The organism is Streptomyces echinoruber (assembly GCF_014651135.1).
In the GTDB taxonomy this organism is placed as follows: Bacteria; Actinomycetota; Actinomycetes; order Streptomycetales; family Streptomycetaceae; genus Streptomyces; species Streptomyces echinoruber.
The window spans coordinates 136,440-149,797 of record NZ_BMWH01000019.1; the positions used below are offsets into that span (position 1 = coordinate 136,440).

The 13,358-nt window shown below is 74.7% G+C and carries 14 protein-coding genes and 1 pseudogene; 2 read left to right on the plus strand and 13 right to left on the minus strand.

What is annotated here, in order from left to right; genetic code table 11:
• Nucleotides 1-48 precede the first annotated feature (48 nt).
• Nucleotides 49-1,689, minus strand: a complete 1,641-nt coding sequence (locus IE225_RS33350) for a C40 family peptidase (protein WP_229879866.1) — start codon at nt 1,687-1,689, stop codon at nt 49-51.
• 709 nt (nt 1,690-2,398) lie between these two features.
• On the opposite strand from IE225_RS33350, the gene IE225_RS21530 reads away from it, so the two are divergent.
• Nucleotides 2,399-3,016: a response regulator transcription factor gene (locus tag IE225_RS21530; RefSeq protein ID WP_229879869.1), complete on the plus strand. Its 618-nt coding sequence runs from the start codon at nt 2,399-2,401 to the stop codon at nt 3,014-3,016.
• Nucleotides 3,017-3,082: 66 nt separating this feature from the next.
• Here the strand turns inward: IE225_RS21530 and IE225_RS21535 are convergent, their stop codons facing one another.
• From IE225_RS21535 to IE225_RS21560, 6 genes are all read right to left on the minus strand, one after another.
• Nucleotides 3,083-3,667, minus strand: a complete 585-nt coding sequence (locus tag IE225_RS21535) for an NADPH-dependent FMN reductase (protein ID WP_190059225.1) — start codon at nt 3,665-3,667, stop codon at nt 3,083-3,085.
• Nucleotides 3,668-3,719: 52 nt separating this feature from the next.
• A complete protein-coding gene (locus IE225_RS21540) occupies nt 3,720-4,349 on the minus strand; it encodes a DsbA family oxidoreductase (RefSeq protein WP_190059226.1) in 630 nt (209 codons plus the stop codon).
• Nucleotides 4,350-4,423: 74 nt separating this feature from the next.
• Nucleotides 4,424-5,893 carry an MFS transporter gene (locus tag IE225_RS21545; RefSeq protein ID WP_190059227.1) on the minus strand — a complete coding sequence of 490 codons (1,470 nt, stop codon included), beginning with the start codon at nt 5,891-5,893 and terminating at the stop codon, nt 4,424-4,426.
• A 100-nt stretch (nt 5,894-5,993) separates the two neighbouring features.
• Entirely contained in the window at nt 5,994-6,743 is a 750-nt protein-coding gene (locus IE225_RS21550) for a class I SAM-dependent methyltransferase (protein ID WP_190059228.1), read from the minus strand.
• A 126-nt stretch (nt 6,744-6,869) separates the two neighbouring features.
• Entirely contained in the window at nt 6,870-7,133 is a 264-nt protein-coding gene (locus IE225_RS21555; RefSeq protein ID WP_190059229.1) for a ferredoxin, read from the minus strand.
• Nucleotides 7,130-8,362 (minus strand): cytochrome P450 family protein, encoded by a 1,233-nt coding sequence (locus IE225_RS21560; protein WP_190059230.1) that lies wholly within the window; start codon nt 8,360-8,362, stop codon nt 7,130-7,132. Before IE225_RS21560 ends, IE225_RS21555 begins: the two co-directional genes overlap by 4 nt.
• 111 nt (nt 8,363-8,473) lie before the next feature.
• Here IE225_RS21560 and soxR point away from each other — a divergent pair, with 111 nt between their 5' ends.
• Complete coding sequence (gene soxR / locus IE225_RS21565; protein ID WP_190059231.1) at nt 8,474-8,926, plus strand: redox-sensitive transcriptional activator SoxR; 453 nt, start codon at nt 8,474-8,476, stop codon at nt 8,924-8,926.
• Nucleotides 8,927-9,014: 88 nt separating this feature from the next.
• On the opposite strand, the pseudogene IE225_RS21570 reads toward soxR, so the two are convergent.
• From IE225_RS21570 to IE225_RS21595, 6 genes and pseudogenes are all read right to left on the minus strand, one after another.
• Nucleotides 9,015-9,884 (minus strand): annotated as a pseudogene (locus IE225_RS21570) (alpha/beta hydrolase family protein); the annotation flags it as partial.
• 269 nt (nt 9,885-10,153) lie between these two features.
• On the minus strand, nt 10,154-10,342 hold the full coding sequence (locus IE225_RS33355) for a hypothetical protein (RefSeq protein ID WP_229879870.1): 189 nt from the start codon (nt 10,340-10,342) through the stop codon (nt 10,154-10,156).
• An 18-nt stretch (nt 10,343-10,360) separates the two neighbouring features.
• Nucleotides 10,361-11,062 (minus strand): antibiotic biosynthesis monooxygenase, encoded by a 702-nt coding sequence (locus IE225_RS21580; RefSeq protein ID WP_190059233.1) that lies wholly within the window; start codon nt 11,060-11,062, stop codon nt 10,361-10,363.
• A gap of 91 nt (nt 11,063-11,153) precedes the next feature.
• On the minus strand, nt 11,154-12,017 hold the full coding sequence (locus IE225_RS21585) for an NAD(P)H-binding protein (protein ID WP_190059234.1): 864 nt from the start codon (nt 12,015-12,017) through the stop codon (nt 11,154-11,156).
• A gap of 54 nt (nt 12,018-12,071) precedes the next feature.
• Complete coding sequence (locus IE225_RS21590) at nt 12,072-12,332, minus strand: acyl-CoA carboxylase epsilon subunit (RefSeq protein WP_190059235.1); 261 nt, start codon at nt 12,330-12,332, stop codon at nt 12,072-12,074.
• Between the two features lie 119 nt (nt 12,333-12,451).
• The coding region (locus tag IE225_RS21595; protein WP_308432534.1) for an acyl-CoA carboxylase subunit beta at nt 12,452-13,358 on the minus strand (907 nt) is incomplete at its 5' end.

Consider the following 13,358-nt stretch of genomic DNA (forward strand, 5'->3'; position numbering starts at 1 on the left):
CCGTCCCCCGCCCGGCGCAGGCCCGGGCCACCGCACCGCGTCCGGGGCTCAGGCGGGGCGCACCGCCTCCCGTACGGCCGTCTCGGCGGGCTGCGGGAGCGACTCCTCGCGGATGACGGCGCCGGGGGCCGGCGCGTGGACCATCAGGCCGTCGCCGGTGTACAGGCCGACGTGGTCGGCGTCGCCGTGGAGGAACACCAGGTCGCCGGGGAGCAGTTCGGTGAGCGGCACCGGCATGCCCGCGCGGGCCTGGTCCCGGGCGGCCCGCGGCAGGTCGACACCCGCGGCCCGCCAGGCGGCCTGCGTGAGGCTCGCACGGTCGTACGACTCCGGTCCCGTCGCCCCCTGCACGCAGGGCTTGCCGACCTGCGCCCGCGCGAACGCCACCGCCTGCGCGGCCCGCCCGCCCCACGCCGCGGCGCCGGGCACGGGCGCCGGCGCGGGCACGGCGGCGGAAGCCGGTACGGCGGTGGGAGGCGGTGCGGGTACGGGGACGGCGGTCGGTGCGGTCGTGGCCCGCCGGGCCGCCAGCAACTCCGCTGCCGCCATGAGCTTTTGCCGGTTCGCCTCCCTGGTGGCCCGCGACGGGGCCGGCCCGCGCCGGCCGGCGGCGGAGCGCATGGACCCGAGCGGGGGCGACGCCGGTGCGCCGGTGCTCACCTGGGCGGTGGACGGCCCGGTGAGGAACGGATCGGGGACCGGCTGATCGGGGACCGACAGGCCGGTGACCGTCGGATCGGTGACCGCCGGCCAGGACCCCGAGGTGGCGGCGAGGGGCTCCGGGGCGGTGGTCCGCAACGGAGCCGAGGAGCCGAGGGCGTCCGGGGCCGCCGGCCAGACAGCGGCCGCCGGGCTTTCCTGCCGAAGGGCCGGGATCGGGGCTGGGGCGAGGGCGTCCGGGCCGGTCGGCGCGGACACCGCCCAGGAGGTCGTGGGCATCTCCTGCCGGGGGGCCGGGATCGGGGCCGGAGCGAGAAGGTCCGGGGCCGCCGGCGGGACCGGAGCGGGTGGTGGTGCGACGGGTGCCGACCAGATCGGGTGTTCCTGCTGGAGAGCCGGAGCCGGAGTCGGAACTGGAACCGGATCCGGGACCGGCACCGATCCCGTTGCGAGCGCGTCGGGGACGGCCGGTGACGCGGGTGCGCCGTCCGGCGCGGACGGCTGCCAGGCGGCCGGTGCGGCGGGCGCCGCGGTCGGCGGAGTCTGCGGGATCTGCGGAATCCCCGGCGACGGGGAGGCCGGCGGCAGGGCGAGGGCGGGGCCGCCGGCCGGCTCCGCCGGAGCGGCGGCCGCGGCCGCGGTCAGCTCCCGGACGGGCCGGGCGGACGGCAGTTCCGCGGGAGCCGGCGGCTCAATCCCGGGCCGCTTCTCGGGCCGGGCCGGAGCGGTGGCCGCCGCCCGTTGCGGCTTCCGGTCGGCGGGCAGCATCGCGGGGACCGTCGGACCCAGCGACGCCCGCGCCCGGTCGAACCACTTCTGGGCGATGGCGTCCAGCACGGGGTCGGCGTCCCGGCGTCCGCCGTCGGAGCCGCCGCGGGTGCGGGTGCGGCTCGCCGCGTTCATGGCGCGGGTGGCGTTGTAGGTGCCGGTGGCCGACTCGGCCCGGTCGTACAGGCTGTTGACCCGCTGCCTGACCTCTTCGCTGCTCGGCTCGGTGCCTGCGAGCCCCGGGTTTCGCTCCGGCGCCATGGACAGACGCTCTCCTTCCGTACACGCCTGCCGAGTCCGCCGCGGAGGCGGTCGAGCGGCTGCCCGTCAACCTAGCGAACATGTGTGCCCGGTGTGAAGGTTTAACTGCAACGCTTTCGATAGGGAGTTGTGATATACCCCACCCTCTTTCCGTCGGCGGGGCCCCGGGAGGGGGACGCGCCCGCACGGGCGCTGAAACGCCGTCAGCTGATCTGTGACATTGGGCATATGACACGTGGCAACAGGCCGCCGGTGAGCACGGGCCACCCGCCGCGACCAGCGCCCACGTCCGGTACAGCGCCCTTCGCTGTGTGCAACGGGCGGGTGGGCGAAGGGAATTGGCCACTGCTTCATTGACAGTGTCTGGCGCAAAGTTTTTAGGCTGGACCGTCGACTCCCGCACGACTGTTCAGTCGGCCCGGAGCGCACCGCGCGGAGAGGCGACGGGCTTCACCGCCAGGTCGACGGGGGAAGGGGTCGGCGCGGGCCCAGTGTCCGCCCTGTTCGCTCACGGTCCGGTCGGCGCGTCCTGACCCCGCGCCGCCGACCGGGCGCCGAGACGTGCCGGGCAGATCAGTGGCGCTGCCGGACAACATCGATGGCCACCGTCAGTCGGACAGCGAGACATGCCAGTCGGGCAGAGAAAGGGCGAGTAATGCGGGTGCTCGTAGTGGACCATGACGCCGCCTGCGCACGGTCCGTCGTCCGCGTGCTGAGACAGAGCGGGTACGACGCCTGGAGCGTGGGGACCGGCGCGGCGGCATTGGAACAGCACCACCAGGCCGACCTGGTGTTACTCGACCTCGGGCTGCCGGACGTCGACGGTCTTCAGGTCTGTGCGGACATCCGCGCCGCGTCCGACACGCCGATCATCGCCGTCACGGAGCGCACCACCGAGCTGGAACGCGTGCTGTGCCTGAAGTCCGGATGCGACGACTGCCTCAACAAGCCCTATGGAGTGCAGGAGTTGGTCGCCCGGGTGGAGGCGGTGCTGCGCCGGGCCCACCCGGCGGCGCGCACCAGCTGCATCGTGCACGGCCCGCTGCGGATCGACGGCGCCCGCCGTGAGGCGTACCTCTCCGGGAAGCCGCTCTCCCTGACCCGCAAGGAGTTCGACCTGCTGCACACGCTCGCCTCCCGGCCCGGCACGGTCTTCAGCCGGCGGGAACTCATGGCCCGGGTGTGGCGCAAGAGCTCCGCGGCCACGGGACGGACGATCGACACCCATGTCAACAGTCTGCGGAACAAGCTCGGCGACAGCGGCTGGATCCTCACCGTGCGAGGGGTCGGATTCCGCCTGGGGCGGGGTGTGAGCATGGCGGCGTGAAAGGACGGTGCGGGGCGGGGGCGGCTCCCCGCCCCGCACACGGGTCATCCCCGCCCCGCACACGGGTCACTGGCCGTACGGACGCTTCTGCCGGGCCTCGCGCAGCGCCTCGCCCCACCAGGCGAGCTGGTCCAGCAGGGTCTTCGCGGCGGCGACGGGGCCCTCCGGGTCCTTCAGGGTGCCGTCCTCCGCGAAGCTCTCCCAGGCGTTGTGGAAACTCACCTGCTCGCGGACGGTGACCGCGTGCAGCTCGGCGAAGACCGGCCGCAGGTGCTCGGCCGCGCGCAGACCGCCGGCCAGGCCGCCGTACGAGACCAGGCCGACGGGCTTGGCCCGCCACTGGGTGTAGTGCCAGTCGATCAGGGCCTTCAGCGACGCGGGGTAGCTGTGGTTGTACTCCGGCGTCACCACGACGAAGGCGTCCGCGTTCTCCAGCCGGGGCGTCAGCCGCGCGAGGACGGCGGAGGTCTCGTTGTCGGGCGACTGGGACGGGGCCGACGGCAGGGGGTGGTCGGCGAGGTCGATGTAGTCGACCTCGACGTCGCCGCGCTGGCGGGCCTGGTCGGCGAACCACCGCGCGACCGTCGGGCCGAACCTGCCCTCCCGGACGCTGGCGCAGATCACGGCGAGGCGCAGAGGGGACGTGGACATCTTTCTCCTTCTGTTGCTGGTGACGTGGGTCGGTGGTGCGGGCGAAGGCGGGTCAGCCGACGGGCTGTCCGGACAGCGCCCGGTCGTAGACCTCCTCCGGCTGCGCGCCGGAGAGGGTGGTCCCGGTGTCGAGGCGCAGCAGCGGAACCTGGCGCACGCCCTCGGCGCGGACCTTGGCGAGTTCCGCCGCGAGGTCCCGTTCGCCGGGCTCCTCGGGGCCGCCGCGCCGCACGCCGGTCTCCGCGGCGAGCCGGTCCAGCGTGGCGGCGTCGCCGAGGTGGGCGCCCTCGGCGAAGTAGGCGCGGAACAGGCGCTCCGCCATCTGCTCCGCCCGTCCCTGGCGGCCGGCGGCGGCCAGCAGGCGGTGGGCGGGGAGGGTGTTGACGAACACCGCGCGGGCGAAGTCGAGCCGGAGGCCCTCGCGGGCGCCGACGGCCGCCATGTGCTGCGTCATCCGCTCGGCCTCGGCGCCGAAGTCGCGCCGGTGGCGTTCGGGCAGCGGCTCGCCCTCGGCGGGGGCGTCGGGAGCGACCTGGAAGGGGCGGAAGACCACCTCGATCCGGTCGCCCGCGGCCCGCCGCCGCCGCGCCGCGCGCTCGAAGCGGGTGAAGGCCAGGTAGGAGTGGACGCAGACGAGGTCGAGGACGAACTCGACCCGCCGCGTGGGGGAGTGCGCTGCCATGGTCGCCTCCGGTGGGGGGACGTCGGTGGGTGAAGGGTCCGCGGGCGGCCCGGGCGGGATGCCCGGTGTTCCCGTCACCCGGCCCGGCCCGCCGCGCGGTGGGGTCCGTCGGCCGGTGCCCGCCGGTGCTCCGCGTGCCCCGAGTGCTCTGCGTGCCGCTCGCCCACCTCCTGCCGGTCGTCGTGCCGGTCGTCGTGCCGGTCGTGCTGCTCGTGCCGGTCGTGTCGGTCGCGTCGGTCGTGTCGGTCGTGCTCCTCGGCGGAGCCGGCCGTCGCCGGCGCACCGCCCCGTACGCCCCGCTCCTCGTCCGGCCCGTGCGCGGTGGCCGCCCGGTCGGCCCGGACCGTCCACCGTCGGCCGCCGGCGAGGTACCCCGCGGCGACCAGCAGGGCGCCGGCCGCGACGACCAGGAACATCGGCTGGATGCCCAGGCCCCGGACCAGGGGCTGGGTGACGATCGGGGCCAGGAACTGGCCGAGGAAGAGCGCGGTGGTCAAAAAGCCGGTGTACCGGCTGCGCGCCTCGGGCGGCGCCTCGTTGACCACCCAGCCGTTCAGGGTCGGCATCAGCACGCCCAGGCCCATGCCCATCACCAGCGTTCCCAGCGCCAGTACGGCGACGTGCGGGGCCAGGGAGAGCACCAGATAGCCGACGGCGATTCCGGCGAAGGCCGCGGACACCAGGCCGTACTCCCCGGCCAGGCGCCGGATGGCGGCGAAGCGCAGCGACACCAGGCCCGTGGTGAGCGTCTGCACCGCGATCACGGCACCGGAGGCCACCGAGCCGGCGTGGAAGTGGTCCTCGACCAGGAACGGGACCTGCACCGGCACCGAGTAGAAGGCGACCTGGCCCAGGAACATCGCGGTCAGCGCCGCCGCCACCCCCGCGGGCAGGCCGCGCCGGGCGCCCGGCGCGGAACGCCCGGCGGCCCGCCGGGCGTCCTCGGCCGCCGGCCGGGTCTCCGGCAGCCTGGTCAGCGCGAGCGCGGCGAGGGCCGCGCCGAGCAGGTAGACGAGGAAGACGGTGCGCCAGCCCAGCCCGGCCAGCGCGCCGCCGCCGACCAGCAGCAGGACGCCGCCGAAGGCGCCGGCGGCGGTCTGCCGCCCGAGCAGCCGCCGGCGCTCGGTCCCGTCGTACAGGTCCGCGATCATGGTCACGCTGTTGGTCATGATCAGGGACACGCCGATGCCGAGCACGACACGGCCGGCCAGGATGCTGACCAGGTCGGGCAGGTAGAAGCCGGAACTGCCGCCCAGGGCGAAGGTGAACATGCCCGTCACCAGGGCGCGCTTGCGGCCGATGCGCTCGGACAGGGCGCCCGCGAACGGCGAGAACAGCACGATCGCCAGCGCGTGGGCGCTGGTGATCATCCTGGCCAGCAGGTCGACGTCGGCCGTGTCGGCGAACGCGGCGCGGATGCCGGGTATCGCGGGGGACACCACGGCTCCGGCCATGATCGTGAGCGTGCCGGCGAGCACCAGGACGGTGGCCCGGCCGGGACCGCCTCGGCGGCCGTGTTCCTTCACTGACGGGTCGGGGCGCACCTGCTACCTCTCCTTGTCCTTGCCGACGGGGACGTGTCGCGCTCTGTGCTTGCCACCGTAAAAGTTCAACCTAAGTTGAAGTCAAGCGGTGGCGGTCGGGTCACTCCGCGGGGCGCTGCCCCCACACCGAGAACAGCAGCGTCGTGACGTCCCGGAACTCGGGCCGGTCCAGGCCGGTGAGGAACTCGGCGAGCTGTTCCGCGCTCACCCAGCCGTTGTCGACGAGCGGCTGCCCCTGCAACTCCAGGCGGCGGCGCATGAGTTCGTTCTCGTACTCGCCCTGCCCGGGGCCGAGCGGCCGCAGGTGCAGGTCGACCCCGGACAGTCCGAGCTGCGCCAGCCGGGCGGGCAGCCGCCGGGCGAACCGCATGTCGGCACCGCGCAGGCGGAAGGCCTTCAGGTACGCCTCGACGACCGCGCGTCCCACCGGGGTGGCCGCGTCCTCGGCGGGCAGGAAGTAGAAGTCCTCCACCACCAGCCGGCCGCCCGGGGCCAGCCAGCGCACGGCGCGCTCCAGCAGCTCGTCGGGAGAGCGCAGCACCGACAGCACACCCCGGGCGAGGATCAGGTCGAAGGATCCGGGAGCGAAATCCTCCTGCTCGACGTCTGCTTGACACACCGTCAGACGCGGGCTGCGGGAGGCGTCCAGCAGGTCGGTGTCCACGTCCACGGCGAGCACGGAGCCCTCCGGGACACGCTCGGCGAGCCAGTACGCCATGGATCCCGCGCCGGCGCCGATGTCGAGGCAGCGGGCGTCGGGGCGCAGCGGCAGGCGGCCGATGATCTCGGTGGTCAGCGGGTCGTAGTTGCGTTCCCACAGTTTGGACAGGATGGCCTCGGACTGGTCCACGGTCGGTTCCCTCCGGGAGTGTGCGGGTGTGCGGGCATCGCGGATGCGCGTGCGAGTGCGCCTGCGGATTCGGGTGCGGGTGTGTGGCTGTGCGGGTCGGGTGCCGGCGGGCCGGGTGCCGGTGGGTCAGGTGCCGGCGGATTCCGGGCCGGTGGCGTCGGCGTCGTCGCCGGGCAGCACCTCCACGGCGCCCATGGGGCAGCAGTCGGCGACGGACCGGGCGAGCCGCACCGTGTCGTCGTCGTACAGCTCGCCGTCGACAGGGATGGCGTACCCGGCGCGGGTCAGCCGGAAGAGGGCGGGCGACATGGCCTGGCACAGGCCGGTGCCGCGGCACAGCCGCGCGTCGACGCGCACGACGGCGCGCGCGTCGACGTGCCGGGCGGTCATGCCGCCCCCTCTCCGGCGGCGCGGACGGGCAGCCGGACCAGCCGCCGCATCGCCCAGTTCTCGATGTAGCGCAGTTCCCCGCGCGGCACCGCCAGGGTCAGCGCGGGGAACCGGCGCAGCAGCGCCGGAACGGCCAACTGCCCCTCCAGCCGGGCGAGTGCGGCCCCCAGGCAGTTGTGCAGTCCGTGGCCGAAGCCGACGTGGCGCGGCCCGCCGCGGGTGAGGTCCAGCCGGTCCGGGTCGGGGAACTGGCGGGGGTCGCGGTTGGCCGACAGCAGCGCCGCGATGACCGGCGCGCCCGCGGGCAGCACGGTGCCGCGGAACTCCAGCTCCTCGGTGGTCACCCGGAACAGGGCCGTGGTGAGGGCGCCTTCGTAGCGCAGGAGTTCCTCCAGCGCGTCGGCCTCCAGCTCCGGCCGCTCCCGCAGCAGTCGGGCCTGGTCGGGGTGGTCCAGCAGCGCGAGCACGGCGTTGCCGACGAAGGCGCGGACGGTGTCGCTGCCCGCCAGGATCATCGCCGCGACCATGGCGACCAGCTCCTCCTCCGTCAGCTGCTCGCCGTCCTGCCGGGCCTGGATCAGCGCGGAGGTCAGGTCGTCGGCCGGGCTGCGCCGCTTGAGCGCGACCAGTTCCTCGGCGTAGCCGCAGATCCGGGCGAACCCCTCCGGCACCCGGTCCATGCGGGCGGCGTCGGACGGGAAGGCCTGGGCGAGCGCGTCCACCAGCTCCCGGTGCCGCTCGATGCGCAGGCCGAGGATCTCCCCCATGACGGTGGACGACACCGGGCCGGCGTAGTCGTCCATGACGTCGAACTCGCCGCGGGCCGCGCAGGCGTCCAGGACGGAGGACACCACCCGCTCCACGGTCTGCCGCCACTGCGCGATCCGGCGCGGGGTGAAGGTGCTCATCGCCAGCCGGCGCAGCCGGGTGTGCGCGGGCGGGTCGACGACCGTGACGGCCTTCTCCAGCACGCTCCCCGCGCCGCTGACCAGGCCGGCCGCCTTGAACTCCGGGTTGCCCCAGGTGCCGCCCTCGGAACTGAACCGGGGATCCGCGAGCACGGCCCTGACGTCGTCGTACCGGGTCACCAGCCAGGTCCGCACGCCACCGACCGGGAAGGGGAACGCGTGCACCGGGGAGTGGTCGCGCAGCCAGGCGAACACCGGGTACGGGTCCTGGAAGTAGTCGCTGCCGAACAGCGGTACGGGCGGGGCCGCCGATAACGTCATCCCTGTTCCTCCCTGTTCCTTCGTTCCTTGGTTCCTTGGTTCCTTCGTTCCTTCGCGTTGTCGGGTCCGGCAGAAGTTGAAGTAAAGGTGAGGTTCTCCTAGCGTGGTGGTATGTCGACCACCCCCCTTCCCAAGGAGCTCACCATCGGCGAGCTGGCGCGGCGCAGCGGCGTCACCACGTCGGCGCTGCGCTTCTACGAACGCGAGGGGCTGATCCGCAGCCACCGCACGTCGGGCAACCAGCGGCGGTACTCGCGGGACACGCTGCGCCGGGTCGCCTTCATCCGGGTCTCCCAGCGGGTCGGCATCCCGCTGAGCGTGATCCAGGACGCCCTGAGCGTCCTGCCCGCGGACCGGGCCCCCACCCGGGAGGAGTGGGCCGCCCTGTCGGCGCACTGGCGCGCCGACCTGGACCGGCGCATCGAGCAGTTGCTCAAGCTCCGCGACGACCTCGACGACTGCATAGGCTGCGGCTGCCTCACCCTGGAGCGCTGCGTGCTGGCCAATCCCTACGACGTGCTGGGCGAGCAGGGGGTGGGCCCGCGCCGGCTCCAGGTCGACTGACCGGTACGGAGCCGCCGCCGACCGGTGCGGGTCTGCCGCCAAACGGTGCGGGTCCGCCGCCAAACGGTTCGGACCTGCCGTCGGAGGGTTCGGACCCGCCGTCCGGCCGGGCGGAGCGCCGCGCGGCGGGACGGTGCGCGGCCAGGCACTCCTCCAGGAACGCCAGGGCCCTCAGGTGGTAGGCGCGCGCCGCCCAGCCCAGGCTGACGTTGTGGCCGGCCCCCGGCAACCGGTCCACGCGGACCCGGGCCGCCGCCAGCAGCCCCGTCAGTTCGGCCACCGCCTCCTCGTCGTGCCGCCACCAGCGCTCGTACTCGGCGAAGGTGAAGCGGACCGGGACGCGCACCCGCGCGGCGAGCGCGGGGAAGAGCCGCGGCCAGTGCCGTGCCTCCCGCTCCTCCCGCTCCGGCATGGGGCCCACCAGTGCGGCGGCGAGCCGGAAGGTGTCCGCCGGGTACAGGGCGAGCGGCCCCCAGTGCAGCGCGGCCGTGCGGCGCTCGTGCAGCGAGGCGAGCTGCCCGGGGTCGACGGCGAACCGGTGGCCCAGGCCGCAGATGTCCAGCCCGATCAGGTCGGTGCCGTCCGCGGCCAGGGCGAGGGCGAGCTTGCCGCCGTAGGAGTGGGCGACGACGAACACGCCCGCGCCCACCGGATGGCGCAGGCCGAAGTCGGTGAGCGCGGCCCGTACGGTGGCGCACTGCTCCCGCAGGTTCTGCCCGTGCGGCAGGTGCACGGCCGACCGCCCGTAGCCGGGGCGGTCCAGGGCCAGCACGGTGAAGCCGAGCCGGGCGCCGAGGGTGAGCAGCGACAGGCCGGGGTGGGCCGGGCCGTGGAAGTAGCCCGCGCGCATCCCCCCGCCGTGCAGCGCCACCACGGTCGCCCGGGGCGGGCCGTCCGCCGGTTCGCCGAGCAGGCCGGAGAGCGGGACGCCGTCCGTGTCCAGCACGATCTCCCGCACCGTGGGCGGGGATGCGGGGCCGGGCGGCGCGACGGCGCGGGGGCCGCCCGGGGAGTCGGTGATCGGCTTCGGGGTCATGGGTCCTCGCCTCTGCGCGTCCTTCGGCCGGCGGCCGGGCCGTGGCCGTCGTCGGTCGGTGCGGGTCGGTGCCGGTCGGTGGGGACCGGTGTCGGTCGGTGCGGGGCGGTGTCGGTCGGTGCAGGTCGGTGGGGGCCGATGTCGGTCGGTGCGGGTCGGTGCCGGTTGGCGTCGGTCGTCGTCGGCCGGGGTCAGTCGATGCCGCGGACGATGTGCGACTCCGCGGGATCGTCCTCGCCGGTCCCGGCCAGCAGCGGCACGGGCGGCCCGTCGACGGCCGGCCCCGGGACCGGCCGCTCCGGGCGCGGTTGGGGCGGTCCGTCGGACCGGGCGGGGGATGCCGCGGGCGGCGGGCCGGGGCGGAACAACAGATCGGACACGGTGTCTCCAGACTGGTCTCAGCCGGTGGCCGCGGACGGGGCGGCGGCGGTCTCGAAGGCCACGGCGCACACCAGGTACTCGGGCGGCGCGGTCTCGAACCGGGCGATCTCCCGCTGCCCCTCGGCGATGCGGGCGTCGGCCATCCACGCGTCGTAGGCGGAACGGTCCGTCCACATCGGGTAGTTGACGAAGGTGCGCCCGTCGGGGGCAAGGTAGGGGGTGGCCGAGATGAAACCGGGCATGTCGCGCTTCCACGCCCCCGTGCGGTGCAGCAGGTCCACCACCTCGCGGGCCTGCTCCGGCCCGGCGAAGCGGCGGGTGGCCACGGCCACCACGCCGGGCGCCCGCCCGGCCGCCGGGCCCGCGATGCCGCCCGCGGGGGCGCCCGCGAACACCGTGGCGGAGACCACCCCCGGCCGCCGGTCCAGGCCGCGCAGCGCACCGGCCCGCGGATGGCCGAGGTAGCGGGTGCGGTACGCCGCCTCGTCCCGCCACCGGGTGTGGTGCACCACGGCCCTGCCGTCCAGCGCGACGTGCACCCGCGACAGCAGGAACCCGGAGGTCTCGCCGACCCAGGCGTCCACCTCCCGGGCGATCAGCCCGGCCAGGGCGTCGGCCGTGTGCCGGCCGTCGACGCGCAGCACCTCGAAGGCGGCGGTGTACGCGGGCCGGGGTCCGGGCGCCGGCTGCGGGGCGGGTGCGGAGTGCGTCGGAACCATGGTGTCTCCAGCTTCTGCCTCTCTCCGGTTCTGTCCGGTCGTCACCGGTCGTCTCCGCTCGTCTCCGCTCGTCTCCGGTCGTCTCCGGTCGTCAGCGGAAGGCCCCGGCGTGCTCCTCGGCCCACTGCCGGAAGGTGCGGGCGGGCCGCCCGGTCACCTGGGCGACGACCGAGGAGCCCACCTCGGGCTCCCGGGTCAGGCGGGCGAAGTAGTCCAGCGCGCCGTCCGCGTACGACGGGGGCCAGCCGGCCGCCACCATCCGCTTGCGCGCCTCGTCCGCGTGGACGTCCTCCCAGCGCAGGGTGCGGCCGAGGACGTCCCCGATGATCTGCACCTGCTGCTCCTGGGTGAGCACCTCGGGGCCGGAGACGAGGTACTTCTGCCCGGCGTGCCCGTCCTCCAGCAGGGCCCGGACGCCGACCTCGGCGAGGTCGCCCTCGTGCACCGACGTGCGGGCCGCGGCCCCGTACGGGAAGCGCACCACGTCCCCGGCCCGGATCTGCGCGGCGAAGCCGAGCGCGTTCGCCATGAAGCCGGTGGTGCGCAGGAACGTCCACTCCAGCCCGGTCCGCTCGATCAACTGCTCCAGGTACGCGTGGCAGTTGTTGTCGACCGGCTCCAGGCCGATGTGCACGCCCACCGAGGACACGAGCACGATGCGCCGCGCCCGCTCCTCGATCCGGCGCAGCACCTCCGGCGCCGTGCGCACGTCGAGGGTGAAGAAGGGCCACATCCAGAACACGCCGTCCACGCCCTCCAGGGCGCCGTCCAGGCTCTCCGGGACGGCCAGGTCGCCGTGGTGCACCTCCACGCCGTCGGGCAGCCGCGTGACGTGCGGGTCGTCCTTCAGGACCAGAGCCCGCACGCGGGCGCCCGAGCGCAGCAGGTGGGCGCAGGCGTGCGGACCGACGTTGCCGGTGGCGGCGGTCACCAGCACGGTGGGCTGGGCGGTCATCGGGTCACTCCTCGGGTGTCGGTGGTCGGTGCGGTCGGTGCCGGTGGGCGGGGGTCAGGCGCCGGTGCCGGCCCGTGGCCGGGTACGGCGGGTCTCGTCGCGCCAGCTACGCGCGCCGCGGTGGGTCAGCGCCCGCTCCAGCCGGCGCCAGCCGGCCGGACGGTGCGCGCGGTGCGCGGCCGGTCCGGCCCCGGCGGCCGCGCCGCGGGCGCGCAGCAGCAGGGCCACGGTGAGCGCGGCGATCTCCTCCGGGCCCGCCTCGCCCCGGGTGACGCGGATCAGGTGCGGGGTGTCGGTGGTCCGTTCGCTGGGCACGCGCGCCGTTCCTTCCGTGCTCACAGGGATCACAAAGCTCACAGGACTCACAGAACTCGTAGGGGTCACAGGGCTTACAGGGCTTGCAGGGAACGCAGGGATCACAAGGCCCGCCGGGCTCACTGGGGCGGGTTGCCGTGCTTGCGGGAGGGCAGGTCGGCGTGCTTCTCGCGCAGCATCGCCAGGGCGTCGACGAGGACCTCCCGGGTGCGGCGCGGGTCGATGACGTCGTCCACCAGGCCGCGCTCGGCGGCGTAGTAGGGGTGCATGAGCTGCGCCCGGTACTCCTTGATCTTCTGCTGCCGTACGGCCTCGGGGTCGTCGGCGGCCTGGATCTCCCGCCGGAAGACGACGTTGGCGGCGCCCTCGGCGCCCATCACGGCGATCTCGTTGCCGGGCCAGGCCAGGGCGAGGTCGGCGCCCACGGAACGGGAGTCCATGACGATGTACGCGCCGCCGTAGGCCTTGCGCAGCACCACCGAGACGCGCGGCACGGTGGCGTTGCAGTAGGCGTACAGGAGTTTCGCGCCGTGCCGGATGATGCCGCCGTGCTCCTGGTCGACGCCGGGCAGGAAGCCGGGCACGTCGACCAGCGTGACCAGCGGGATGTTGAAGGCGTCGCAGAACTGCACGAAGCGGGCCGCCTTCTCGCTGGCGTGGATGTCGAGGACGCCCGCGAGGACGGCGGGCTGGTTGGCCACCACGCCCACGGTCTCGCCGCCGAGCCGGGCCAGCGCGCACACGACGTTGCGGGCCCAGCCGGCGTGCACCTCGACGTACTCGCCGTGGTCGGCGATCTCCTCGATGACGGCCCGCACGTCGTAGCTGCGGCCGGGGTCGGCGGGCACGATGTCCAGCAGGGCGTCCCCCGGGCGGTCCTTGGGGTCGTCGCACGGCGTGCGGGGCGGCAGCTCCCGGTTGTTGGCCGGCAGCAGCGACAGCAAGTGGCGCACGTCCTCCAGGCAGGTCTCCTCGTCGTCGTAGGCGAAGTGGCACACCCCACTGGTCTCGGCGTGCACGTCGGCG

Bases quoted from the DNA above. Each gene is read 5' to 3' on its own strand.
- IE225_RS21555 (WP_190059229.1), bottom strand. From the start codon at position 7,133: ATGACCGCCCGGCACGTCGACGCGCGCGCCGTCGTGCGCGTCGACGCG.
- IE225_RS21580 (WP_190059233.1), bottom strand. From the start codon at position 11,062: ATGGTTCCGACGCACTCCGCACCCGCCCCGCAGCCGGCGCCCGGACCC.
- IE225_RS21585 (WP_190059234.1), bottom strand. From the start codon at position 12,017: ATGACCGCCCAGCCCACCGTGCTGGTGACCGCCGCCACCGGCAACGTC.
- IE225_RS33350 (WP_229879866.1), bottom strand. From the start codon at position 1,689: ATGGCGCCGGAGCGAAACCCGGGGCTCGCAGGCACCGAGCCGAGCAGC.
- IE225_RS21560 (WP_190059230.1), bottom strand. From the start codon at position 8,362: ATGACGTTATCGGCGGCCCCGCCCGTACCGCTGTTCGGCAGCGACTAC.
- soxR (WP_190059231.1), top strand. From the start codon at position 8,474: ATGTCGACCACCCCCCTTCCCAAGGAGCTCACCATCGGCGAGCTGGCG.
- IE225_RS21540 (WP_190059226.1), bottom strand. From the start codon at position 4,349: ATGGCAGCGCACTCCCCCACGCGGCGGGTCGAGTTCGTCCTCGACCTC.
- IE225_RS21535 (WP_190059225.1), bottom strand. From the start codon at position 3,667: ATGTCCACGTCCCCTCTGCGCCTCGCCGTGATCTGCGCCAGCGTCCGG.